Source organism: Methyloversatilis discipulorum (genome assembly GCF_018780585.1).
Taxonomy (GTDB): domain Bacteria; phylum Pseudomonadota; class Gammaproteobacteria; order Burkholderiales; family Rhodocyclaceae; genus Methyloversatilis; species Methyloversatilis discipulorum_B.
Window position 1 is genome coordinate 100,305 of record NZ_JADMJL010000011.1, and the last position, 22,344, is coordinate 122,648.

The window sequence follows — 22,344 nt, forward strand, 5'->3', positions numbered from 1 at the left end:
GGCCGGCTCAGATGCGGGCGGACGTCAGGTGTGCCGCACCCCAGGTGGTACGCCAGCGCGTCTTCACGCGGGTCAGGCCGACCAGCGCGGCGACCGCCAGCACGGCGAACACGACGAAACCGGTCTGGTAGCTGCCGGTGACTTCGCGCGAATAGCCGAGCGAGGAGGCAAGGTAGAAGCCGCCGATGCCGCCGGCCATGCCGACCAGACCGGTCATCACGCCGATCTCGCGGCGGAAGCGCTGCGGCACCAGCTGGAACACGGCGCCGTTGCCCATGCCCAGCGCCAGCATGGCACCTACGAATACGACCACCGCCATCCACGCCTGCGGCAGGCCGAAGCTCACGCCGAACAGGAAGGCGGCGGCGATCACGTACATCATGCTCAGCGTGCGGATGCCGCCGATGCGGTCGGCCAGGTTGCCGCCGATCGGCCGCACCAGCGAGCCGGCGAACACGCAGGCGGCGGTGAAGTAGCCGGCCATCTTCGCGTCCAGCCCGTACTGGGTGTTGAAGTAGATGGTGAGCGAGGAGGCGAGACCGACGAAGCCGCCGAAGGTGACGCTGTAGAAGAACATGAACCACCATGCGTCGCGGTCCTTCAGCACCTTCAGGTATTCGGCCAGCGTCTTCGGCGGCGGGCATTCGGGCGCGTCCTTCGCCACCAGCAGGTAGAAGATGAATACGGCCACCAGCGGAATCAGCGCCAGGCCGAACACGTTGATCCAGCCGAAGGCCGCGGCCAGACCCGGTGCGAACAGCGCGGCCAGTGCGGTGCCCGAGTTGCCGGCGCCGGCAATGCCCAGCGCCGTGCCCTGGTGTTCCGGCGGATACCAGCGCGAGGCCAGCGGCAGCGCAACCGCGAAGGCGGCGCCGGCGAAGCCGAGGAAGCAGCCGAGCAGCAGCGCCTGTTCGTAGCTGTGGATGCCGAACTGCCAGGCGACGAACATCGCCGCGATGACGATGACCTGACCGATGGCGCCGGCCTTCTTCGGCTGCAGATGGTCCACCAGCACGCCCATCAGCATGCGCAGCAGCGCGCCGGCCAGCACCGGCACCGCCACCATGAAGCCCTTCTGTGCGTGCGTGAGCTGCAGGTCCTGGGCGATCTGCACGCCGAGCGGGCCGAGCAGCACCCACACCATGAAGGCGAGATCGAAGTAGAGAAAGGCGGCAAACAGCGTGGGCGTGTGGCCGGCCTTGAGAAATGCTTTCCTGTCCATCGGCGGATGACCTCCCCGTTATCAGTCCGGCCTGCGCGCAGCGTTGCGCACAGCCGTTCTTCGGGATCTGTGTTGAACGAAGTTGCGGCGGCCGGTGGGTGCCGTGTCCGCCGCGCGAAGGCTTCAGGCCTTCAGCAGTACCTGGCCGTTTTCGACCTTCACGTCGAAGCCGCGCGTGCAGCCGACATCGGGTGCCACCGCCTCGCCCGATTCGAGCTTGATCTTCCAGCTGTGCAGCGGACAGGTGACCGTGTCGCCATGCACGATGCCCTGCGACAGCGGGCCGCCCTTGTGCGGGCACTTGTCATGCACAGCGAACACGCGGTCGCCGTCGGTGCGGAAGATGGCAATGTCGCCGGCATCGGCGCTCACCACGCGCGAGCCGAGCAGGGGGATGTCTTCGAGTGCGCAGACGTGCGCCCAGGTGGAGGTTTCGGTGCTCATGAGGATTCCTGTATGTGTGTCTGGAGGGGCTGGAGGTGAGGGGCTAGGGGCTAGGGAACAGGCGCGGCTGTGCCGCGCGAAGTGGGCTTGTCGCTAGCCCCTGACCCCTAGTCCCTCATCCCAAGATCAGGCCTTCATCGCCTGCTTGATGGCGATGGTGCGGAACTCACGGCCGAGCTCGGATTTCGCGTCGGCTTCGGCGCGCTCCAGCCACGGGTCCTTGTAGTCCTGCAGCGCGAACAGCAGGCGTTCGTACAGCGCCTTGCGGTTCTCGGCGTCATCGACCACCTTGCCCTTCACATAGTCGAGACCGACGCGCTCGATGTAGTGCACCGTACGTTCGAGGTACCAGCCCTCTTCGCGGTAGAGCTGCAGGAAGGCGCCGGAGTACTCCATCACCTCGTCGTCGCTGGCCACCTTGCAGAAGAACTGCGCCACCTCGGTCTTGATGCCGCCGTTGCCGGCGACATAGATTTCGTAGCCGGATTCGACGCCGATCACGCCCACGTCCTTGATGCCGGCTTCGGCGCAGTTTCGCGGGCAGCCGGACACGGCGAGCTTTACCTTGTGCGGGCTGTACATGCCGAACAGCATCTTTTCCAGCTTCACGCCCATACCCATGGACAGCTGGGTGCCGAAGCGGCAGTGCTCGGCGCCGACGCAGGTCTTCACCGTGCGCAGGCTCTTGCCGTAGGCGTGGCCGGACACCATGCCGGCCTTGGCGAAGTCGGCCCACATCGCCGGCAGATCGTCCTTCTTCACGCCCAGCAGGTCGATGCGCTGGCCGCCGGTCACCTTGACGGTGGGCACCTTGTACTTCTCGGCGGCGTCGGCGATGGCGCGCAGTTCGCCCGGCGTGGTCAGGCCGCCCCACATGCGCGGCACCACCGAATAGGTGCCGTCCTTCTGGATGTTGGCGTGCGCGCGCTCGTTGATGAAGCGGCTCTGCGCGTCGTCCTTCGCCTCGTGCGGCCAGGTCGAGATCAGGTAGTAGTTCAGCGCGGGGCGGCAGGAGGCGCAGCCGTTGGGCGTCTTCCACTTCAGCTCGCGCATCACGGTCGGGATGTCGATCATGTGGCGGTCGCGGATCGCCGCACGCACGTCACCGTGGTTCATGTCGGTGCAGCCGCACATCGGCTTCGAACTCGAATCGGCCGGCGTGTAGGCGCCGCCGACGCAGGAGGCGAGGATCTGTTCGACCAGGCCGGTGCAGGAGCCGCAGGAGCTGGAGGCCTTGGTGTGCTTGCGCACGTCGTCCAGCGAGAACAGCCCTTTCTCCTTGATCGCCTTGACGATGGTGCCCTTGCACACGCCGTTGCAGCCGCAGACCTCTGCGCTGTCAGGCATCGAGGCGGCCTGGGTCTGGCCCTTGTGGCCGACGTCGCCGAGGTGGTTCTGGCCGAACATCAGATGGTCGCGCACGGCGTGGATGTCCTGGCCGTCCTTGATCAGCTGGAAGTACCAGCTGCCGTCGGCGGTGTCGCCATACAGACAGGCGCCGACCAGGCGCTCGCCTTCCAGCACCAGACGCTTATAGACGCCGCCCGCCGGGTCGTGCAGCACGATGTCGTCGCAGCCTGGGCCGCCCATGAAGTTGCCGGCGGAGAACACGTCGATGCCGGTCACCTTCAGCTTGGTCGAGGTGACGGAGCCCTTGTAGGTGCCGATGCCGTACTGGGCAAGGTGGTTGGCGCACACCTTGGCCTGTTCGAACAGCGGCGCGACCAGACCGTAGGCGATGCCGCGGTGGTTCACGCATTCGCCGACCGCGTAGATCTTCGGGTCGTAGGTCTGCAGCGTGTCATTGACGACGATGCCGCGGTTGCAGTGGATGCCCGCCGATTCGGCCAGCGTGGTGTTGGGGCGGATGCCGGCGGCCATCACGACGAGGTCGGCCGGAATGGTTTCGCCGCTCTTGAAACGCACTGCGGACACCCGGCCATCGGCGCCGGCGATCAGCGATTCGGTCTGCTTCTCCAGCAGGAAGGCGAGGCCCTTCTTTTCCAGCGAGGCCTGCAGCATGTCGGCCGAGGGCTTGTCGAGCTGGCGTTCCATGATCCACGGCGCCAGATGCACCACGGTCACCTGCATGCCGCGCAGCGCCAGGCCGTTGGCCGCTTCCAGTCCGAGCAGACCGGCGCCGATGACCACCGCGTGCTTGCGCGTGGCGGCGGCTTCGATCATCGCGTCGGTGTCGGCGATGTCGCGGTAGGCGATCACGCCCGGCAGGTCCTTGCCCGGCACCGGCAGGATGAAGGGGTTGGAACCGGTGGCGAGCAGCAGGCGGTCGTATTCCGCTTCGGTGCCGTCATCGGCGAATACCTTGCGCGCCTTGCGGTCGATCTTGACGATCTTCTTGCCGGTGTGCAGCGTGATGTTGTTGTCGCGGTACCAGTCCCAGTCGTTCAGGATGATGTCCTGCACCGTCATTTCGCCGGCCAGCACCGGCGACAGCAGGATGCGGTTGTAATTCGGATGCGGCTCCGCACCGAACACGGTGATGTCGTACATCTCCGGTGCGATCTTGAGCAGCTCTTCCAGCGTGCGACAGCCCGCCATCCCGTTGCCGACCATGACCAGACGCTTCTTTTCCATGACCCGTTCCCTCTACCGATTGCTGCAATAACAGGCCGCAGCGGGTGCGGCCGACATCCCTTACCCGGCTGTGCTGTCGCGGACCGGTGACGGTTCGCAGGGACGAGCACGGACCTGCGCCTGCAGCATCGCTGGCGCCTGTAGGGCAAAACCTTTCGTGACCGGATCGTGCCGGTCGGCAAATGACGCGCTTGGTCGGTCGTGTCCCGCCATTGGGAGACGAAGCCGATAAAACCGGGCTGCGCGGCGCAGTCGATGCGTCCCGCAGCGTTGACGACAGCCGATCCATCCTGGACGCGGTGCCGGTGTGTCGCAGGCTTGCGCCCGCTTTGTGTCGTCGACCTGCTTCAGTGACCGGGCGACCAGCCGGGGCACGACGCATCGTTGCGTCGTGTGTGCCCGGGCTTTTCTATCCAAGTCCGCCGTGCCGGCTGTGCCGTGAGGCGAACTTCGATGGTGCCGATGTGAACCAAGCCTGGTGCAGAGATGCCCGCACGCGCGGCCAACCCTCTCACGGGTGTCGACAAAGCAAAAGTTTTGCCAGGTCCGTTTCACCCGTTCGGAGCCATCGCTCAGAAGGGATCAACCTGCTGATTCATATGAGTTGTTGCCTGGATTTCGAGGTCTGTTTGGAGTGCTTGGCCGTCGCCGGTCGGGCCGTCTTCGCACGGATGTGGTGCAGCCGCTCTTCACGCCGGTGCGCTCCAGTAAGTCCTGGCGGGGCCGTTAAACACGTCATGAACGATCGAGGTCCTGACCACTCCAAGCGCCGCACCGGAACAGGCCGCACCGCGCTCGCCTGGTGCCTGCTCGCAAGCTGGCTCGTCGCCAGCGGTGGCGTGCTGCTTGCGCACATGAAAAACAATCCGGTCGGTGTCTGCGTGACCCGCGACTGACCGGACAAGAACATCCTCTGGAGACCTTCACGATGAACGACCACGCGCTTCACGCCTATTACGTCAGCGCAGACCGGGTCATGCTCGGCACCGCGACCGTTCTGTCCGCGGTGTGCATCGTCCTTGCAGCCATTTCAGGCGGTCTGACCACCGCCCTGCTGGTCGGCGTGCCGGCCTGTCTGGTGCCTTACGCGCTGTTCCGGATGGCACCGGGCTCGCTGGTGTCGCGCACCGGCTTCGCCAGTGCCTTCATGGTGCTGGCCGCGCTGCTGATCCAGCTGACCGGTGGCCTGATCGAGGCGCACTTCAGCATCTTCGTGCTGCTCGCCTTCCTGCTCTATTACCGTGACTGGCGGCCGGTGCTGGTGGCCGCCGGCTTGATCGCCGTGCACCACCTGGCGTTCAACTTCATGCAGGCAGCCGGCCTTGGCGTGTTCATCTTCAATGGCGGCGCCAACTTCAACATGGTTCTGGTGCACGCAGCATTCGTCGTGGCCGAGGCCGGGCTGCTGTGCTACATGGCGCTGGGCCTGTCGCGCGAGGCGCTGCAGGCGGCGCGCGTCGGCGAAGCGGCCGAGCGCATCGGTGCCGGCGATCTCGCGTCGGCGATTCCGCAGCAGGCGGGCATGTCGCTGCTCGCCGCGATGGAGCAGATGCGGGCGCGGCTGTCGCGCACCGTGAGCTTGCTGGTGGCCGAGTCCGCCAGCGCGCAGCGCGTGGCCGACACGATGGTGGCCAATGCCGAGCAGGTGACCGCCTCGACCGGTCAGCAGAGCGAAGCAACCCAGCGCATGGCCTCGGCCGTGCAGCAACTGACGGCGTCCATCCAGCAGATTGCGCAGAACGCAGAGGAGGCCAGCCTCCGCGTGCGCCGCGGCGGCGTGTCGGCGGACGAAGGGGTGGCGGTGATGCACACGCTGGCCGACGAGATCCGCCATACCGGCGCGTCCATCCATGAGGTCGAGAACGGCATGCAGCGGATCGGCGCGCAGTTCGAAAGCGTGAAATCCATCGTCGCGCTGATCAAGGAGATCGCCGACCAGACCAATCTGCTGGCCCTGAACGCGGCCATCGAAGCGGCACGTGCGGGCGAGCAGGGGCGCGGCTTTGCGGTCGTGGCGGACGAGGTGCGCAAGCTTGCCGAACGCACCCGCAACGCGACCGAGGACATCGCCCGAACCGTTGAAGCCATGCAGGCGAGCAAGGACGAGGCGCTGCACAGCGTCGCCAGCACGGTCGCCACCGCGCAGCGCGGCGTCGATCGCGTCGGTGAAGTCAGTCAGTCGATCGCCGCGGTGTCCGCGGACATCGCGGCGATGATGACCATCATCGTCGGTATATCGGATTCGATGAAGGAACAGTCGCAGGCGGCGACCGAGATCGCAACCGGGGTCGAGCAGGTCGCGGCGCTGGCCGACAGCACGGCCGCGATGGCGGCCGAGGACCGCGCGACGGCGGCGCAGCTGAATGCGATGGCGCAGTCGCTGGTCGACGCAGGCAGCCAGTTCAGGGTGAGCTGAAGCGGTCGACCTGCTGCCGCACCGCGCTCAGATACAGGCGAGCTGCCGGCAGGCGTCGAGGTGGGCGAGCAGCGGCGCGGGCACCGCGCTGCGTCCTTCCAGCATGTCGCGTATCAGGCGCGCGTTCGCCTCCGCCTCGATGCCGGGTTCGGGCTGCGTCAGCGCGCTGCCTTCTTCCGCTTCGCACAGCACCGATTCGACGCCATCGACGAAGCCGATGATCTGCGGTCGGCGCGCGGGATTGGCATAGGCCTCGCCCTCGGTGCCGCGCATCAGCATCGAGCGGCCACCGTCCAGACGCAGGAACTGCGTCATCTTCTCCAGGTATTCCGGATGCGTCACCGGTACCACGCGTACGCTGCGTCCGGGCATCGGATCGATCATCTTGGTCATTGAATGGCCCGAGTTGCGCACGCCCAGTTGCGGGCGCAGCGACAGCAGGGCATCCAGGCCAGGCAGCAGCCTGTCGACGCCGATGCAGGCGATGCGCTGCGCCGCCAGCAGCTCGCCGGCGTGTGCCGGACTGTCCGCCATCGGCAGATCGAGCGCACGCAGCAGCGCGAACGGGTCGGCGCGGGTGTCGAAATCGAAGCGGCCGTGGATCAGCACCGGAATGCCCTCACGTACCAGCAGCATCGCCAGCAAGGGCATCAGATTCGGGCGGCGACGGGCGCCGTTGTAGGTCGGCAGCACCACCGTGCGCGGGCCGGCCGGAGCGACGATGTGGGCGATGCGCGCATCGATCGCCGCCTTGAAGCCGAGCAGTTCGTCCAGCGACTCGCTCTTGATACGCATCGCCAGCACGATGGCGCCCAGCTGCAGCGGCGGCACGCGCCCGTCCAGCATGTCGGCAAACAGTGCCTGCGCGTCGTCGCGCGACAACGAGCGTGAGCCCTTGGCGCCGCGGCCGATTTCCTTGATCTGTTTCGTGTAGTTCATGGGTACAGGATTATGCCCGCGCCGGAACCCTGTGCCGGCCTGCGTTATATTCGGATTCGTCGCGCCGGAACACCGGCGCCTGCCGCGGGGTCAGAGCCGCTCCGCGCACAGCGACGCATACATATAAGGAGACGGACATGAAAGTAGGTTTCATCGGACTCGGATTGATGGGCCGCCCGATGGCGGGTCATCTGGCCAAGGGCGGTCACAGTCTTCACCTGTGGGCCCGTCGCCCCGAATCGCTCGAACCCTTCCGCGACAGCGGTGCGACCTTTCACTCGACCATTGCCGACGTCGCGCGCGAAGCCGATGTCGTGTTCTCGATGGTGGCCGACGCGCCGGACGTCGAACAGGTGGCACTCGGCCCGCAGGGCATTGCCGAAGGCGCGGCCGGTCGCACCGACCTGATCTTCGTCGATATGAGCACCATCGCGCCGGATTCGGCACGCACCATCGCCGCCCAGTTGGCTGCCAAGGGTGTGTCAATGATCGATGCGCCGGTATCCGGTGGTGAGGTTGGCGCCATCAACGCCGCACTGACCATCATGGCCGGTGGCACGCAGGAGGCGTTCGACCGCGTGCTGCCGCTGTTCCAGCTGATGGGCAAGAACGTCACCCGCGTCGGCGACAGCGGCGCCGGCCAGGTGGCCAAGGCCTGCAACCAGATACTGACCGGCGTCGGCGTGCTGGCGCTGGCCGAGGCCTTCGCCTTCGCCGAGAAGAGCGGCGTCGATTCGGCGCGCGTGCGCGAGGCGCTGCTCGGCGGTTTCGCCTACAGCCGCATCCTGGAGAACCACGGTCAGCGCATGCTGGATCGCAATTTCAAGCCGGGCTTCAAGTCGTGGATGCACCAGAAGGATCTGCGCATCGTCATGAACGAGGCGCACCGCATGGGCCTGGCGCTGCCGTCGGCCGCCGCCGCGGCGCAGATGCTGAACGCGATGGTCGGGCAGGGGCTGGGCGAGGAGGATTCGATCGCCGTGCTGAAGGTGCTCGAAGGTCTTGGCGGCGTCGAGCGCTGAGGGGCTCGCGATGAAGATCGGCTTCATCGGTCTGGGCGCGATGGGCCGCGCGATGGCGGCCAATCTGCTGCGCGCCGGGCACGACGTGACCGTGTGGGCGCGTCGCGCCGAATCGATGCAGCCCTTGCTCGACCAGGGCGCACGACCGTCGGCGTCGCCGGCGGATTGCGCACGCGGCATGGACGCGGTGTGCTGCATCGTCACCACCGGCGCCGACGTGCGCGAGGTGGCGCTGGGGCCGCAAGGCGTCATCGAAGGGGCGGCGCCAGGCTGCGTCTTCATCGACCACAGCACCATTCCGCCGTCGGTGGCGCGTGACATCGCCACGGCACTCAGGGCGCGCGGCATCGACATGCTGGACGCGCCGGTGTCGGGCGGCGAGCGCGGCGCCATCGACGCGACGCTGGCCATCATGGTTGGCGGCGAGGCGGCGGTGTTCGAGCGCATGAAGCCGCTGCTGGCGGCGGTCGGCCGCACCCAGGTGCATGTCGGGCCGAACGGTGCGGGGCAGGTCACCAAGGCCTGCAACCAGCTCGTCCTGTGCGCCTTCATCGAGGCAGCGGCCGAGGCGGCACGACTGGCTGCGGCCAGTGGCGTCGATTTCGGCAAGGTGCGCGAGGCGATGCTGCACGGCTCGGCTTCGTCGCGTGCACTCGAACTGTTCGGCGGCAAGATGGCGACGCGCGATTTTTCGGCCGGCGTGCAGTCGCGCCTGCATCACAAGGACATGGGCATCGTGCTCGGCGAGGCGGTCGAACTGGGGCTGGCGATGCCGCTGTCGGCTGCGGTGTGGCAGCAACTCAATGCCCTGATGGCGCAGGGCGGCGGTACGCTGGATACCTCGGCCCTGCTCACCGTGCTCGAGGGGCCGGGCAGCGCCTGATCAGTGTCGCCGGCCGGTCAGGCAGGGGAAGTCGAAGGCCGGGCTCTGACCGTCCATCAGCCTTGAAAGCAGCCTGGCCGAACCGCAGGCCAGGGTCCAGCCGAGTGAGCCGTGGCCGGTGTTGTACCAGAGGCCATCGATCCGGCTGCGGCCGATCAGCGGCACATTGCCCGGCGTACAGGGACGCAGGCCGGCCCAGGCCTCGGCCGCGTCGAAATCGCCGGCGTCCGGGCACAGTTCGCGCGCCAGCCGGGTCAGCAACTGCACGCGCTCCGGTTCTATCGTCACCGTCAGTCCGCCCAGTTCCGCCATGCCGGCGACGCGCACGCGGTCGCCGAGGCGCGACAGCACGATGCGGTGTTCCTCGTCGGTCAGGCTGGTGCGCGGCGCATTCGGTCCGGCCGGGAAGGTGATCGAGTAGCCCTTGATCGGGTACAGCGCCGGTCGCGGGCCGTGCTGCTCGACCAGCTGGCGGGTGTGCGTGCCGAGCGCGCACACCACCTGTTCGCCGCGCAGCAGGCCGCGCACGCCGCGCGCGTCGCGCACGGCGACGCCGCGTACCGTGTTCTCGTGGATGTCCAGCGCCTCGACCGTGATTTCGTAGTGGAAGGTCACACCGGCGTCGACGCAGGCGGCGGCCAGCGCCCGCGTGAAGCGGTGCGCGTCGCCGGTCTCGTCGTTCGGTGCGTGCAGGCCACCTACCAGCGTGCGCTGACTGTTCGCCAGCGCCGGTTCGATGTCGATGCAGCGCGCGGCGTCGCAGCTGTCGATGCGTATGCCGTGCGGCGCCAGCCATTCCGCGCGCGCACGGGCGCGCTCGAATTCGCGACGCTCGGAAAACACGTGCAGGATGCCGCTTGCCGACTGCTCATACTCCAGCTTCAGCGCGTGACGCAGCGACTGCAGCTCGGCCTGACTGCTGACGGCCAGTCGCGCCAGTGCATCGGTGTTGCGACGCATGCGGCCGGGCAGGCACTCGTACAGGAAGGCGCCCATCCAGCGCCACTGACGGTGGTTGGCGGTCGGCGAAAAGCGCACCGGGGCATTCGAATCGAGCAGTCCGCGCAGCCCGATCATCGGTGCCTGCGGTGAGGCCCAGGGCGCGGCGTGGCTGACCGAAATCTGGCCGCCGTTGGCGAAACTGGTTTCCATTGCGGGATCAGCCTGCCGGTCGATGACCGACACGGTGTGACCGGCCTGGCGCAGGTACCAGGCGGTGGTGATGCCGACGACGCCGGCACCCAGAACGAGGATGTGCATGCGGTTCTAGTTATGGACGACGCTGTGGATGACCGGGTGCGACCGCTGCCGGTTCCGTGCGCTGGGCGCGCTGCCGGCTTTCAAATCGGTCGGACGTGAAATCGTGCGACCCGGATCATGGTGCTGTGCACGATAATGCATTTCCTGCCATTCCGGAGTCGCGACACATGTCCCGCATCACCCTGAGCCAGTTCCTGATCCAGCAACAGCGCGACGGCGAGCGCATCTGCGCCGAGCTGCGCTTCCTGGTCGAAGTCGTCGCCCGCGCGGTCAAGGCGATCGGCAACGCAGTCGGCAAGGGCGGCCTGACCAATTCGCTCGGCGAGGCCGGTGGCGAGAACGTGCAGGGCGAGGTGCAGAAGAAGCTGGACGTGATCGCCAACGAAATCCTGCTCGAAGCGAACGAGTGGGGCGGCCATCTTGCGGCGATGGCGTCGGAAGAAATGGATCTTCCGCACCAGATTCCGAACCGTTACCCGAAGGGCGAATTCCTGCTGCTGTTCGATCCGCTGGACGGCTCGTCCAACATCGACGTGAACATTTCGGTCGGGACCATCTTTTCGGTGCTGCGCTGCCCTGAGCTGAATGGCAGCGTCGAGCCGGTCGACGAGAAGGCCTTCCTGCAGCCCGGCACCCAGCAACTGGTAGCCGGCTACGCGGTGTATGGCGCGGCCACCCAGCTGGTGCTGACCGTGGGCAACGGCGTGCACGCGTTCACGCTGGACCGAGAGACCGGCAGTTTCGTCATGACCACCGAAAACATGCGCGTGCCGGAAGACACCAAGGAATATGCGATCAACGCGTCGAACGCGCGCTGGTGGGAAGCGCCGGTCAAGCGCTATATCGACGAGCTACTGGCGGGCAAGAGCGGTCCGCGCGGCAAGGATTTCAACATGCGCTGGGTCGGTTCAATGGTGGCGGATGTGCACCGCATCCTGACCCGCGGCGGCATCTTCATGTATCCGAAGGACACCAAAGACCCGACCAAGCCGGGCAAGCTGCGCCTGATGTACGAGGCCAATCCGATGGCGATGCTGATCGAGCAGGCGGGCGGCGCGGCGACCACGGGTTACCAGCGCATCCTGGACGTCCAGCCTGAAAAGCTGCACCAGCGTGTGCCGGTCATCCTCGGGTCGAAGAACGAAGTGGAGCGCGTGACCGGCTATCACGCCGTCTGAAGGAAGCGCGCGATGCCAGCGGCCGCGACGCGGCCACTGGCCATGCTGGCGGTGAGCAGGTAGCCACCGGTCGGCGCCTCCCAGTCCAGCATCTCGCCAGCGCAGAACACGCCGGGCAGCGCCTTCAGCATCAGTCCGTCGTCCAGCGCCTCCAGCCGCACGCCACCCGCCGTGCTGATGGCCTCAGCCACCGGCCGTGTGCGCTGCAGGCGCAGCGGCAGCGCCTTTAGCGTCGCCGCCAGGCGTGACGGGTCGGCCATCGCAGCCTTGTCCAGCACCTCGTGCACCAGCCCCAGCTTGACGCCGCCCAAGCCGAGCCGGCTGGCGAGATGCGAGCTGAGCGAACGCGAGCCGCGCGGGCGGCGGATTTCGTCGAGCACGCGTGTCGCGTCGTGCGCCGGCAGCAGGTCGAGCGCGATGTCGCAGTGGCCGTCGCGTTCGAGCCGTTCGCGCAGCGCGGCGGACAGCGCATAGATCAGGCTGCCTTCGAGGCCGTGCGCGCTGACCAGGCACTCGCCGCGTCGTTCGATCGGCGTCCCGTCCATTCCGTCGAAGCGGATGGCGACGTTCTTCAGCGGTGCGCCGGCGTGGCGCTCGGCGAAGTGCGTGCTCCAGTCGATGTCGAAGCCACAGTTGGCGGCACGCAGTGGCGCGAGCGCGACGCCGCGCGCGTCGAGCAGCGGCATCCAGGCCCCGTCGGAGCCAAGCTGCGGCCAGCTGGCGCCGCCGAGGGCGAGCAGCGTCGCGCGCGCGCCGACCAGCCGCTCGCCGTCCGGCGTGTCGAAGGTGAGCGCGCCGGCGACGTTCCATCCGGTCCAGCGCTGGCGCATGTGAAAGCGCACGCCGGCCGCACGCAGCCGCGCCAGCCATGCGCGCAGCAGTGGCGCCGCCTTCATGTCGGTCGGAAATACCCGCCCGGAACTGCCGACGAAGGTGTCGATGCCGAGACCCGCGCACCAGTCACGCAGCGCGGCCGCATCAAATTCGGCCAGCCAGTGGCCGACTTCGGCGCGGCGTTCGCGGTAACGCGTAACGAACTGATCGGCGGCTTCGGCGTGCGTCAGATTGAGGCCGCCCTTGCCGGCGAGCAGGAACTTGCGGCCGACCGACGCTTTGGCGTCGTACAGATCGACCGCGAGGCCGCGCGCCGACAGCACTTCGGCCGCCATCAGCCCGGCCGGTCCGCCGCCGACGATGGCGACCTGAACGGCGGTGTGAGGCAGGGGCATCAGTCCGGCGTCTGCACCAGCCGCAGCGCGCTGTCGTCGCTGCGCAGGCGGTAGGGGCTCGGTGGAAGCAGCGGTTCGGGTACTTCTGCGCGCTTCTTCAGCGCCTCGTAGCGGCCGGCAACCTTGGGCACATAGGCGCGTGTTTCCGCGTAGGGCGGCACACCGCCGTACTTTCTGACCGCGCCGGCGCCTGCGTTGTAGGCGGACAGCACCAGTTCGATGTCGCCGAAATCGTCCAGCAGGTCGCGCAGGTGGCGTGCGCTGGCGCGCAGATTGTCAGCGGGCTTCAACGCGTCGGACACGCCGTACATGCGGGCGGTGGACGGCATCAGCTGGGCCAGACCGAGCGCCCCCTTGGGCGACACGGCGCGCGGGTTGTAGGCCGACTCGGCGTGGACGACGGCGTGCAGCAGTTCGGGTTCGATGCCGCCGGCCTCGGCCGCCGCCTCGATCTGTGCGGAGAACGGCAGCTTGCCCAGCGCTTCGCGGCGTGCCTGCTTGCGTTCGGCCTCGGAAATGCGCGGCGATTCGGGTTGATGGAGGCGGTAGTCGGCGCCGCCCGGCAGCCGCAATTGATAGTCCGCGGAATCGCCGGCGTGGGCAACGGGCATCAGCAGTGTCGCGAGCAGCATGACGGGCGTACGCATCAGCCTTCCTTCGGAGTCAGTCGGGTGGCGAACCAGACCGCCAGCGCGATGCCGACGGTGTTGGCGAGCAGATCGTAAAGATCGGCTTCGCGCCCCGGCAACATGAGCTGCCGCCACTCGTCATAGCAAGCCAGCGCCAGCGCCAGTCCTGCGCACGCGTACAGCCAGCGCCGGCCGGCCGCCAGCCACAGCGACAGCGCGATCGCGCCGAAGGTGCCGGCGTGGGCGAGCTTGTCCCAGGGCGACGGAATCAGGCCGACCGCCAGCGAGGTTTCGCCGAGGCGGATCAGGCTGGCGATCATCGTCAGCGCGAACAGCCCGGCCGCCCACTGCAGATAAGGTTCCAGACGCATGACCTCAGTAGGCATTGCGGTCGCTGAACACGACGGCAACCGTCTTGACGATGATCCAGAGGTCCAGTCCGAGCGACCAGGTGCGAAGGTACTCGAGGTCGTATTCGATGCGCTTCTGCATCTTGTCCACAGTTTCGGTTTCGCCGCGATAGCCATTCACCTGCGCCCAGCCGGTGATGCCCGGCTTGACCTTGTGACGCACCATGTAGCCCTTGATCAGCTTGCGGTAGGTTTCGTTGTGCGACACCGCGTGCGGCCGCGGGCCGACGATGCTCATGCGCCCCTGCAGCACGTTGATGAACTGCGGCAGTTCGTCGAGCGAGGTGCGACGCAGGAATCCGCCGAAGCGGGTGATGCGCTGATCGTTGCGGGTGGCCTGCTTCACCACGCCGCCGTCCTCCTGCACGGTCATCGAGCGGAACTTGTAGACGACGATTTCCTTGCCGTCGAGGCCGTAGCGGCGCTGGCGGAACAGTGCCGGACCGGGCGAACTCATCTTCACGCCTATCGCGATCGCCAGCAGCAGCGGCGATATCAGCAGCAGGATGATGATGGACAGCACGATGTCGCTCGCGCGCTTGACCAGACCGTTGATGCCGGTGAACGGCGTGTCGCAGACGGCCACCACCGGTACGCCGGCCACGTAGTCCATGCGCCCCTGGATCAGGTCGGTCAGGAAAATGTCCGGTGCGAAGAAGATGCTCACCGTCGTATCTTTGAGATCGTCCAGCAGCGACAGGATGCGCGGCTGGCTGGCCATCGGCAGCGCCAGGTAGATCTGGTCGATGCGGTTCGCCTTCACGTAGGCGGCGAGATCGCGCAGACGACCGAGCAGCGGAAGGCCGTTGAGCTGGGTGATGCGCTCGGGGGCGCGGTCGTCGAAGTAGCCGACGCAGCGCACACCCAGGTAAGGATTGGTTTCGAACTGTTCGGCGAGCGACACACCGATATCGTTGCAGCCGACGATGATGACGCGGGTCTGGTTCGCTTCCTGCGCGGCGGCGCGCTGCAGATAGCCGCGGGCAACGAAGTGGGCGACCAGCTGTGTCAGCGGTGCCGCAACCAGCCAGGACACCACGACCTCGTAGGGGAAGTTCTCGATGTACTGGCTGGCGTAACCGAAGAACAGCAGGATGAAGGCGATCAGCAGCCAGCTGATGACGGTCTGCCGGATCACCCGACGCGGCCGCATGCTGAGCAGCGACGAGCCAGGGAAGGACAGGGAAAAGACGACGAGCGACAGCACGACATAGCGCGCGTCGACGGTATCGCCGTAATAGAGCGCGCAGGCGATCAGGGACAGGATGAGCGACAGCGGGTCGAGGAACATTTCGACCATGCCGGATAGGCTCAACGGTGCCCGCAATACGGAAGTGTTACGCTCAAACTTGGCGAGCATCGGGAATGAAACCGGTGAATTCAATGGATCTGGAGACCTGCAGACGACGTGCCGGCTAGAATACCGGAAGCGTTTTTGCGTATTTTCACGATTTGCGTGCTGGAAAGAAAAGCGTCACGGCCCGCATTCATACTCTCTTCAATGAACAATAACATTTCAAAATGTTTGCCCGTTGTGCTGTTGTTACTGACCCTGCCGATTGCGGACAGCGCCCGCGCGGACGAGGACGATGTGTTCAGCTTGGTCACCTCGGCGAACTGGCAATATGTCGACAACGTGTTCTATCTGCCCGATGGCAGTGAACCGACGTCCTTTGGGCCGAACGCACCTCGCGGTGACCACAGCACAATACTCAGCGCCGGCATCGTTGGCGAGAAGCGTCTGGGTCGGCAGGTGCTTACCGCGAACACCACATTCAACCGTACGCGGTACAACGACCTCAGCCTGCTCGATAACGATGGTTATAACCTCGCTGCTGGCTGGCGCTGGACCGTCGGCAGCGACCTGAGCGGCAACTTGAGCTACACCAAGCGACGCTACATGCTCGGTTTCGGCGATTTTCGGCCGGCGGAGCCGACTAAAAATCTTGTCGATGCGGAAACCTGGCGCTTCGATGGAAGCTATATGCTTGACGCTTATTGGGCGCTGTTTGGCAGCCTGAACCGAGATACTCAACGCAATGATGCGGCGATACGTCGTCCGAGTGATTACGACATCGATCGCCTCGAGGCGGGAGCACGCTACACGACGCGAGGTGGTACCGCATTCGAGCTGCTGGGACGCGAGAGCCGAGGGGACTTTCCAAACCGCGCTGCAAGCGTCCTTCGCGACAATGCTTACAAGCAGAAGGACGCGGAATTTCGGGTGCGCTGGCAGCCATTCGGGCATTCGAAACTGTCGGCCTCGGTCGGGGTGTCCAAACGCGAGCACGAGCGGGCACCGACGCGCAATTACGACGACGTGTACGGGAGGTTTTCGTGGGAATGGCGACCGACCGGCCATTTGGGCCTGACCTTCGACGCACAGCGCCAGATCAGCGGGCTGGACGACAACTTCACCACCTATTTCGAGACCGAAACTTATAGCCTGACCCCGGTCTGGTATGTCACCGGAAAGCTGCGGGTCGATGGACTCGTGCAGTATCGCGCCCGCGATGGGCAGGGTCGTGGTAACAGCGATTTTATCGATCCGGCGGTGTTGGCATTGTTGGGTGATCGCGCGGCTCAGCGTACCGAGGACCTCTACACTTACAGTGTCGGCGCCACGTGGTCCATCCAACGCAACCTGAGCGCCAACGCGCAGTGGCGCCATGATCGTCGCGATTCCAACGTCAATTTCTTTCAGTACCGCACCGACAGTGTATCGATGTCGCTGCAGTACCTGTTCTGAGTCAGTACTGCAGCAGCGCGTGGCTGTTCCAGCCGCGCGCAGCCAGCAGGGCCGAACCGCCGAGTGCCGGCAGGTCGATCAGGAAGCGGAAACCGACGAGCCGGCCGCCGGCGCGTTCGACCAGTTCGCCGCAGGCCACGGCGGTGCCGCCGGTGGCGATCAGGTCATCGAGCACCAGCACCCGTGCTCCGCTGGCGAAAGCGCCGACGTGCATTTCCAGCCGGTCGCTGCCGTACTCGAGCGCGTAGTCGACGCCCAGCGTCGGGCCCGGCAGCTTGCCGGGCTTGCGAACCGGCACCAGACCAGCGCCCAGTCGCTGCGCCAGCGCACCTGCGAGCAGGAAGCCGCGTGCCTCGATGGCAGCGACGATGTCGACGCTGGCGGGCTCGATGCTGCGTTCGAGTGCGTCCAGTGCCTGCGTCAGGCCGCGCGCGTCGGCCAGCAGCGGCGTGATGTCGCGGAACTGTATGCCCGGCTCGGGAAAATCGGGAATGGTGCGGATCAGCGAGCGCAGCGGCGCAAGGTCGGCCGGATGTGTCATGGCGTTTCCTGGAAGGCGGGCAGGCCGAGCCGGGCGCGTCGTTCGTCGCGCGGCAGTGCAGCCAGCTCGCGCATGGTCGCCCATACGGCGGGCATGTCGGGCGAGGCGGCTATCAGTCGCGTGAAGGCCGGTCTGGCTGCAGTGTAGAGGCCGATCGACGCCAGCGTCGCGTTGTTGATGTCCTGCGCGAACCAGCGATCGTAGCCGCGGAAGCCGGCCCAGCGCGTGTCGCGCAGAGCGCGATAATCCGTGCCCAGTTCTTCGAGCAGGCGCGCTTTGTCGGCGTGTTTTTCGGAATCTGCCAGATCGCTGCGGTAGAGCGCATCCAGTGCGTCGCGATAGCGGATCACCAGCGCGGAGAAATCGCTGCGCAGCCGCTGCGCCCGCTCGAACCCGTCGCGCAGTCTTTCCTTGCCGGGGCGCGCCAGCCAGCGGCGCACGCCTTCCTCTTCCACCGCGCTGGCGAAGGACTCATTGAATTCGGTGTCGTCGCGCACATAGACGATCTGGTGCGCCAGTTCATGCACGATGAGACGCACCAGCTCGGTTTCCGGGTAGTGGATGAAGGTGTTCAGCAGCGGGTCGTCGAACCAGCCCAGTGTCGAATAGGCCGGCACGCCGCTCACATGCACGTCCAGCCCCTCGCCCGCCAGTGCGTCGGCGTGCCTGCGGGCATCGACCTCGGCGAAGAAGCCGCGATAGCTGACGCAGCCAGCGATCGGGAAGCAGGACTGGCGCGGCTTGATAGACAGCGGCTCGGTCGCGAACACGTTCCAGACGACGAAAGGGCGCCCGAGGTCGGCGTAGCGGCGATAGCTGCCATTGTCCGGCAGCGCCATCTCGCTGCTGGCCCAGTCGCGGATCTCTGCCGCCAGCGCGAGCTTGTGGCGCAGCGTCTGCGTGCTCGACGGGTCGGCATCGACTGCGGCCAGCGGACGCGCCAGCCGCCAGAGCTCGAACTGGCCGTGTGCCGCCTGCCAGTAGTAGCGTGGCGAGAAGCTGCCGTTGCAGCCGCCGAGCAGCAGCGCCAGACCGACGACGAGGCCGCGGTGCCGGCGCCGCTCAGCCCGCGTCGCGGTGTCCGGCATAGGGGTCGGCGTAGGCGGGAACGACGGCGGGGGCCGTGTCCAGCGGCGCGTTGTCGATGGTGACCGGTATCCAGCCGCGTACACTGTTGATGAACCAGACGGACTGGGCGCGGCCGAGGTCCTCTCGGGTGAGGACGCGTTCCATCAGTTCGCCGCGCTCCACCAGTTCGCGCCTGAGCGTGCCATCGAGCAGGCCACTGGATACCGGTGGCGTGTAAAGGCTGCCGTCGATGTCCAGCACAAGATTGCCGCGCGTGAATTCGGTCAGTTCGCCGGCGTCGTTCCACAGCAGCACGTCGAAGGCGCTGCCGGCGACCTGCGACAGGTGGGCGTCGTAGATGCCCCGGCGTGTGGTCTTGTGGTAGAGCAGCGGTTCGGCGCGGGACACCGGTGCCGACGCCAGCCTGACCTTGCGCGGGCTGTTGTCGGGCTCGCCAGCGGCGCCGCTCTCGACGCGCAGGTGGCCGTCGGCGGCGCACAGCAGGCGCACGCGCAGACGACCCTGTGGATGTGCCGCCGCATGCGCCGCCAGCACCGCCGCCGCGTCCTGCGGGGTGGCGAAGCCGAAATGACGCGCCGACGCGGTCAGCCTGGCGAGGTGGCGGTCGAGCAGTTCGTAGCGGCCATCGACCAGCAACAGCGTCTCGAACAGTTCGAAGCCGTTGCCGGCGCGCGTCAGGAAGCGGCTCTTGGTCTGCACTTCGGCGTACTCGTCGGCGGCGACCGAATCCCAGGTGATGCCGCCACCCAGGCCGCACTCCATCCGTCCGCTCGCTGCGTCGAGCGTGACCGTGCGGATGGCGACGTTGAAGCGCGCCGCACCGCCCGGTGCCACATGGCCGATCGCGCCACAGTAGACCGCGCGCGGCGATTTCTCGAGGTCGGCGATGATGTCCATCGACTTCAGCTTGGGGGCGCCGGTGATCGAGCCGCACGGGAACAGCGCGGCAAACACGTCGTCCAGCGTCACTTCGGGGCGGGTGCGCGCGGTGATGGTCGAGGTCATCTGCAGCACGGTCGGGTAGTTCTCGATCGAGAACAGGTGCGGCACCTGCACGCCACCCGGCATGGACAGCCGCGACAGGTCATTGCGCAGCAGGTCGACGATCATCAGGTTCTCGGCACGGTTCTTTTCCGAATCACGCAGCCAGCGCGCGAGTTCGGCGTCCTCTTCCGGCAGCTGGCCGCGACGTGCGGTGCCTTTCATCGGTCGCGTCGTCAATACGCCGTCCTGCCACGCGAAGAACAGCTCCGGCGACGCCGACAGGATGCGGTGGGTGCCGATGTCCGCATAGGCGCAGAACTCGGCCTGCTGCGCCTGTCGCAATTGCTCGTAGTAGGACTGAGCGTCGCCGGAGAAGTGTGCGTGGGCGCGCACCGTGTAGTTCATCTGGTAGGCGTCGCCGCGACGGATGGCGGCGTGGATCGCGTCGATCGCCTGTCCGTATTCGTCCCGCCCGGTGTCCAGTTCCCACGCCGGCACCTCGAACGGGGCCGGTGCGTCGGGGCCGCAGTCGACCGGCGCGTGGTGCAGGCCGAACCACACCAGCGGCACGCTGCATCCGCTGCGCACGCGCGCCGCGCGATCGAAGGCGGGCGCCGCCTCGTAGGCGACGTAGCCGACCGCATGCAGACCGCGCTGCGTGGCCTCGGCCACGCGACGCAGGGCAGGGCGGACGGCATCCACGCTGTCGGCGCGAACCACTTCAAGCGGTTCGCCGAACACGAGGCGGCGTGGCAGTCTGTCCGGGGTCGAGAAATCGAGTATGAATTTCATGGTGTTGCCGGCAGCGGGCCGGTGCTGGCGTGAGCAGTGTTCAGACGACGTGCGGTGCGATGTAGAGCGCGATCACGCGTCGGCCGAGCAACGTGACAGAGCCGTGGCGGCGGTTGTTCCCGGTGTCGCTGTATTCGAAGGCATAGGTCCGCTTGATGCGCATCTGACCTCCTTCGTCGCGGGCGAGCGAGGTCGAGCGGATGGCTACGGTATCATCGAGCAGCTGGGTGCCTTCCGCATTGCAGGCGGCACGGCTGGCTTCCATGCCCGCTTCACGCGCATTCAGGCTGTCGAGCCAGAACCAGATCAGGCCGGCGATCAGCAGCAGCGACACGAGTTCGAAGGTCGGCATGTCAGCGCTCCGGTTGCGCCATCGGCTGGCGCGCGACATAACGTCCCAGCTTGCCGTCGATGCGCTCGGCCAGCTGCGCCGCCAGCTGCGCAGGGCTGCGCTCAGGATACAGGCGGGACAGCACCAGCAGCAGGCACAGCAACACGTCGGCGGCTTCGTCGATCGACGCGTCGGCGGGCAGCGTCTTGTGCGGTTTGTAGCCGCGCTGGACCAGTACGGCCTCGGCCAGTTCGCCGGATTCCTCGGTCAGCTTGCACAGCAGCATCAGCGGATCCATCCGTTCGTGGGTCGCGAAGACGGACAAGGCCTCGGCAAAGGCGTCGGGAGAGAAAGACATATGTAAGACGATATGAACCGGGAAGCGTGCCCGATTCTATCGTGTGCAAGAGGGTTGGTCGGGGGTTGGACGGCGCGGCCCGCTTTGTCTGCCGCCGGCCGCGGAGCAAGGCATGGCAAGCTGCCATCGCCGCGTGGCAGGCATGCTGCATTACGGAAACATTTCACGCAACGGCGCTGTAACACGCGCCCGATACTGTTCAGCCTTGGTCAGTTGGGCTATCTTGGCCGACGGCCTCATGTCACAAATCAGCAATAATCATTCGGGGAAAACATGCCACATCACGCACGCCGTTCCATCGCCTTGACCGTCATCGCTGCAGCCATCCTGACTGCCTGCGGCGGCGAGGGCGGCGAAAAGAAGACGGCAACTCAGGTTGCCGCAAAGGTTAACGGCGGTGAAGTTTCGGTGCATCAGATCAATCAGGTCATGCAGCGTACCAATGTGGCGAATCCCGAGCAGGCCAAGGCGGCCAGCCGCCAGGTTCTCGAGCGCCTGATCGACCAGGAGCTGCTGGTGCAGCAGGCGGTCGAGAAGAAGCTGGACCGCGATCCGAAGACGCTGCAGGCGATCGAGGCTGCGCGTCGCGAGGTGCTTGCCCGCGCCTACCTCGAGCAGGTGTCCAGCGCTGCGGTCAAGCCGACCGACAGCGAAATCAAGGAATACTACAGCCAGCATCCGGAGCTGTTCTCCGAGCGCCGCATCTTCAATCTGCGCGAGCTGGCGATCGCGGCCGGCCCCGACTTCACGCCCAAGCTCGAACAGTTCATGTCGCAACCGCGCAATCTGCAGCAGATCGCAGAATGGCTGCGCAGCGAGAACGTGCGCTTCACCGCCAATGCGGTGACCAAACCCGCCGAGCAGTTGCCGCTCGAAATGGTGAAGCGAGTGCACCAGATCAAGGACGGCCAGATCGGCGTGCTCGGCACCTCGAACGGCATTCTGGTGATCGAGGTGGCTGCTTCGCGCAGCGTGCCGGTTGACGAGAACGCCGCACGGCCGGTGATCGAACAGTTCCTGCTGAACCAGCGCAAGGGTGAGCTGGCACAGTCGGAAGTGAAGAAGCTGCGTGAAAGCGGCAAGATCGAGTACATGGGCGAATTCACTGCACCTGCGTCGGCCGCTGCTGAACCGGCTGCTGCAACTGCCGCGCCGGCCGCAGCGCCTGCCGCCGGTGCTGAATCGCCGGTGGACAAGGGACTTTCGGGGCTCAAGTAAGCCTCTCTCGGGGCGGCGCCGCGCCAGCGCACGGCACCGTCCTATCGGACTGATC

Annotated in this window: 21 protein-coding genes; 7 read left to right on the forward strand and 14 right to left on the reverse strand. The window is 66.5% G+C overall.

Going from position 1 to position 22,344, the window contains the following annotated elements:
* Window positions 1-7: 7 nt before the first annotated feature.
* The 3 genes from IV112_RS04475 to nirB all read right to left on the reverse strand — a co-directional run bounded on the left by IV112_RS04475 (window position 8) and on the right by nirB (window position 4,261).
* Complete coding sequence (locus IV112_RS04475; protein WP_304001223.1) at window positions 8-1,222, reverse strand: nitrate/nitrite transporter; 1,215 nt, start codon at window positions 1,220-1,222, stop codon at window positions 8-10.
* Window positions 1,223-1,345: 123 nt separating this feature from the next.
* A complete protein-coding gene (gene nirD / locus IV112_RS04480) occupies window positions 1,346-1,666 on the reverse strand; it encodes a nitrite reductase small subunit NirD (protein ID WP_304001226.1) in 321 nt (106 codons plus the stop codon).
* 126 nt (window positions 1,667-1,792) lie between these two features.
* The gene (gene nirB / locus IV112_RS04485) at window positions 1,793-4,261 is read right to left on the reverse strand and encodes a nitrite reductase large subunit NirB (RefSeq protein WP_304001227.1); all 2,469 of its coding nucleotides are present in this window, start codon (window positions 4,259-4,261) and stop codon (window positions 1,793-1,795) included.
* 737 nt (window positions 4,262-4,998) lie between these two features.
* On the opposite strand from nirB, the gene IV112_RS04490 reads away from it, so the two are divergent.
* Together IV112_RS04490 and IV112_RS04495 are read left to right on the forward strand one after the other, a co-directional pair.
* On the forward strand, window positions 4,999-5,157 hold the full coding sequence (locus tag IV112_RS04490) for a hypothetical protein (protein WP_304001229.1): 159 nt from the start codon (window positions 4,999-5,001) through the stop codon (window positions 5,155-5,157).
* A gap of 32 nt (window positions 5,158-5,189) precedes the next feature.
* Window positions 5,190-6,677 (forward strand): methyl-accepting chemotaxis protein, encoded by a 1,488-nt coding sequence (locus tag IV112_RS04495; protein ID WP_304001230.1) that lies wholly within the window; start codon window positions 5,190-5,192, stop codon window positions 6,675-6,677.
* Window positions 6,678-6,704: 27 nt separating this feature from the next.
* Here IV112_RS04495 and ybiB read toward each other — a convergent pair whose 3' ends face one another.
* Window positions 6,705-7,616, reverse strand: coding sequence for a DNA-binding protein YbiB (gene ybiB / locus IV112_RS04500; protein ID WP_304001232.1), 912 nt, complete (start codon window positions 7,614-7,616; stop codon window positions 6,705-6,707).
* 137 nt (window positions 7,617-7,753) lie between these two features.
* On the opposite strand from ybiB, the gene IV112_RS04505 reads away from it, so the two are divergent.
* Together IV112_RS04505 and IV112_RS04510 are read left to right on the forward strand one after the other, a co-directional pair.
* Window positions 7,754-8,638: an NAD(P)-dependent oxidoreductase gene (locus IV112_RS04505; protein ID WP_296811133.1), complete on the forward strand. Its 885-nt coding sequence runs from the start codon at window positions 7,754-7,756 to the stop codon at window positions 8,636-8,638.
* Between the two features lie 10 nt (window positions 8,639-8,648).
* Window positions 8,649-9,521, forward strand: coding sequence for an NAD(P)-dependent oxidoreductase (locus IV112_RS04510; RefSeq protein ID WP_304001233.1), 873 nt, complete (start codon window positions 8,649-8,651; stop codon window positions 9,519-9,521).
* On the opposite strand, the gene IV112_RS04515 is transcribed toward IV112_RS04510, so the two are convergent.
* Complete coding sequence (locus IV112_RS04515) at window positions 9,522-10,781, reverse strand: D-amino acid dehydrogenase (protein WP_304001234.1); 1,260 nt, start codon at window positions 10,779-10,781, stop codon at window positions 9,522-9,524. It lies immediately after the preceding gene.
* 167 nt (window positions 10,782-10,948) lie between these two features.
* Between IV112_RS04515 and IV112_RS04520 the strand changes: the two genes are divergently transcribed.
* On the forward strand, window positions 10,949-11,959 hold the full coding sequence (locus tag IV112_RS04520) for a class 1 fructose-bisphosphatase (protein WP_304001235.1): 1,011 nt from the start codon (window positions 10,949-10,951) through the stop codon (window positions 11,957-11,959).
* Here IV112_RS04520 and IV112_RS04525 read toward each other — a convergent pair.
* The 4 genes from IV112_RS04525 to IV112_RS04540 are packed head-to-tail and all read right to left on the reverse strand — an operon-like array spanning window position 11,947 to window position 15,527.
* Window positions 11,947-13,188, reverse strand: a complete 1,242-nt coding sequence (locus IV112_RS04525) for a TIGR03862 family flavoprotein (RefSeq protein WP_304001237.1) — start codon at window positions 13,186-13,188, stop codon at window positions 11,947-11,949. The two genes, IV112_RS04520 and IV112_RS04525, sit on opposite strands and share 13 nt — an antisense overlap.
* Window positions 13,188-13,835 (reverse strand): lytic transglycosylase domain-containing protein, encoded by a 648-nt coding sequence (locus IV112_RS04530; protein WP_304001238.1) that lies wholly within the window; start codon window positions 13,833-13,835, stop codon window positions 13,188-13,190. The genes IV112_RS04525 and IV112_RS04530 overlap by 1 nt, the downstream gene beginning before the upstream one ends.
* Window positions 13,835-14,188, reverse strand: a complete 354-nt coding sequence (locus IV112_RS04535; RefSeq protein ID WP_304001239.1) for a VanZ family protein — start codon at window positions 14,186-14,188, stop codon at window positions 13,835-13,837. Before IV112_RS04535 ends, IV112_RS04530 begins: the two co-directional genes overlap by 1 nt.
* Before the next feature lie 4 nt (window positions 14,189-14,192).
* Window positions 14,193-15,527, reverse strand: a complete 1,335-nt coding sequence (locus IV112_RS04540; RefSeq protein ID WP_019918464.1) for an undecaprenyl-phosphate glucose phosphotransferase — start codon at window positions 15,525-15,527, stop codon at window positions 14,193-14,195.
* 201 nt (window positions 15,528-15,728) lie between these two features.
* Between IV112_RS04540 and epsL the strand changes: the two genes are divergently transcribed.
* Entirely contained in the window at window positions 15,729-16,976 is a 1,248-nt protein-coding gene (gene epsL / locus IV112_RS04545) for an XrtB/PEP-CTERM-associated polysaccharide biosynthesis outer membrane protein EpsL (protein ID WP_304001240.1), read from the forward strand.
* 1 nt (window position 16,977) lies between these two features.
* Here the strand turns inward: epsL and IV112_RS04550 are convergent, their stop codons facing one another.
* From IV112_RS04550 to IV112_RS04570, 5 genes are read right to left on the reverse strand one after another with little or no spacing between them, the layout of a single operon-like run.
* Window positions 16,978-17,517 carry an adenine phosphoribosyltransferase gene (locus IV112_RS04550; protein ID WP_304001242.1) on the reverse strand — a complete coding sequence of 180 codons (540 nt, stop codon included), beginning with the start codon at window positions 17,515-17,517 and terminating at the stop codon, window positions 16,978-16,980.
* A complete protein-coding gene (locus IV112_RS04555) occupies window positions 17,514-18,605 on the reverse strand; it encodes an aminopeptidase (RefSeq protein ID WP_304001243.1) in 1,092 nt (363 codons plus the stop codon). The genes IV112_RS04550 and IV112_RS04555 overlap by 4 nt, the downstream gene beginning before the upstream one ends.
* Entirely contained in the window at window positions 18,580-20,382 is a 1,803-nt protein-coding gene (gene pabB / locus IV112_RS04560; RefSeq protein ID WP_304001245.1) for an aminodeoxychorismate synthase component I, read from the reverse strand. The genes IV112_RS04555 and pabB overlap by 26 nt, the downstream gene beginning before the upstream one ends.
* A gap of 40 nt (window positions 20,383-20,422) precedes the next feature.
* On the reverse strand, window positions 20,423-20,734 hold the full coding sequence (locus tag IV112_RS04565; RefSeq protein WP_304001247.1) for a DUF3301 domain-containing protein: 312 nt from the start codon (window positions 20,732-20,734) through the stop codon (window positions 20,423-20,425).
* Window position 20,735: 1 nt separating this feature from the next.
* Window positions 20,736-21,071 carry a hypothetical protein gene (locus tag IV112_RS04570; RefSeq protein ID WP_304001248.1) on the reverse strand — a complete coding sequence of 112 codons (336 nt, stop codon included), beginning with the start codon at window positions 21,069-21,071 and terminating at the stop codon, window positions 20,736-20,738.
* Between the two features lie 273 nt (window positions 21,072-21,344).
* On the opposite strand from IV112_RS04570, the gene IV112_RS04575 reads away from it, so the two are divergent.
* Window positions 21,345-22,289 (forward strand): EpsD family peptidyl-prolyl cis-trans isomerase, encoded by a 945-nt coding sequence (locus tag IV112_RS04575; RefSeq protein ID WP_304001249.1) that lies wholly within the window; start codon window positions 21,345-21,347, stop codon window positions 22,287-22,289.
* The last annotated feature ends 55 nt before the right edge of the window (window positions 22,290-22,344 follow it).

Excerpts from the sequence above, each read along its gene's own strand:
- nirB (WP_304001227.1), bottom strand. The coding sequence starts at position 4,261 with ATGGAAAAGAAGCGTCTGGTCATGGTCGGCAACGGGATGGCGGGCTGT.
- IV112_RS04510 (WP_304001233.1), top strand. The coding sequence starts at position 8,649 with ATGAAGATCGGCTTCATCGGTCTGGGCGCGATGGGCCGCGCGATGGCG.
- nirD (WP_304001226.1), bottom strand. The coding sequence starts at position 1,666 with ATGAGCACCGAAACCTCCACCTGGGCGCACGTCTGCGCACTCGAAGAC.
- IV112_RS04570 (WP_304001248.1), bottom strand. The coding sequence starts at position 21,071 with ATGTCTTTCTCTCCCGACGCCTTTGCCGAGGCCTTGTCCGTCTTCGCG.
- IV112_RS04535 (WP_304001239.1), bottom strand. The coding sequence starts at position 14,188 with ATGCGTCTGGAACCTTATCTGCAGTGGGCGGCCGGGCTGTTCGCGCTG.
- IV112_RS04555 (WP_304001243.1), bottom strand. The coding sequence starts at position 18,605 with ATGCCGGACACCGCGACGCGGGCTGAGCGGCGCCGGCACCGCGGCCTC.
- IV112_RS04565 (WP_304001247.1), bottom strand. The coding sequence starts at position 20,734 with ATGCCGACCTTCGAACTCGTGTCGCTGCTGCTGATCGCCGGCCTGATC.
- IV112_RS04515 (WP_304001234.1), bottom strand. The coding sequence starts at position 10,781 with ATGCACATCCTCGTTCTGGGTGCCGGCGTCGTCGGCATCACCACCGCC.
- IV112_RS04525 (WP_304001237.1), bottom strand. The coding sequence starts at position 13,188 with ATGCCCCTGCCTCACACCGCCGTTCAGGTCGCCATCGTCGGCGGCGGA.
- ybiB (WP_304001232.1), bottom strand. The coding sequence starts at position 7,616 with ATGAACTACACGAAACAGATCAAGGAAATCGGCCGCGGCGCCAAGGGC.
- IV112_RS04540 (WP_019918464.1), bottom strand. The coding sequence starts at position 15,527 with ATGGTCGAAATGTTCCTCGACCCGCTGTCGCTCATCCTGTCCCTGATC.
- IV112_RS04530 (WP_304001238.1), bottom strand. The coding sequence starts at position 13,835 with ATGCGTACGCCCGTCATGCTGCTCGCGACACTGCTGATGCCCGTTGCC.
- epsL (WP_304001240.1), top strand. The coding sequence starts at position 15,729 with ATGAACAATAACATTTCAAAATGTTTGCCCGTTGTGCTGTTGTTACTG.
- IV112_RS04490 (WP_304001229.1), top strand. The coding sequence starts at position 4,999 with ATGAACGATCGAGGTCCTGACCACTCCAAGCGCCGCACCGGAACAGGC.
- IV112_RS04505 (WP_296811133.1), top strand. The coding sequence starts at position 7,754 with ATGAAAGTAGGTTTCATCGGACTCGGATTGATGGGCCGCCCGATGGCG.
- IV112_RS04520 (WP_304001235.1), top strand. The coding sequence starts at position 10,949 with ATGTCCCGCATCACCCTGAGCCAGTTCCTGATCCAGCAACAGCGCGAC.
- IV112_RS04575 (WP_304001249.1), top strand. The coding sequence starts at position 21,345 with ATGCCACATCACGCACGCCGTTCCATCGCCTTGACCGTCATCGCTGCA.
- IV112_RS04550 (WP_304001242.1), bottom strand. The coding sequence starts at position 17,517 with ATGACACATCCGGCCGACCTTGCGCCGCTGCGCTCGCTGATCCGCACC.
- pabB (WP_304001245.1), bottom strand. The coding sequence starts at position 20,382 with ATGAAATTCATACTCGATTTCTCGACCCCGGACAGACTGCCACGCCGC.
- IV112_RS04495 (WP_304001230.1), top strand. The coding sequence starts at position 5,190 with ATGAACGACCACGCGCTTCACGCCTATTACGTCAGCGCAGACCGGGTC.
- IV112_RS04475 (WP_304001223.1), bottom strand. The coding sequence starts at position 1,222 with ATGGACAGGAAAGCATTTCTCAAGGCCGGCCACACGCCCACGCTGTTT.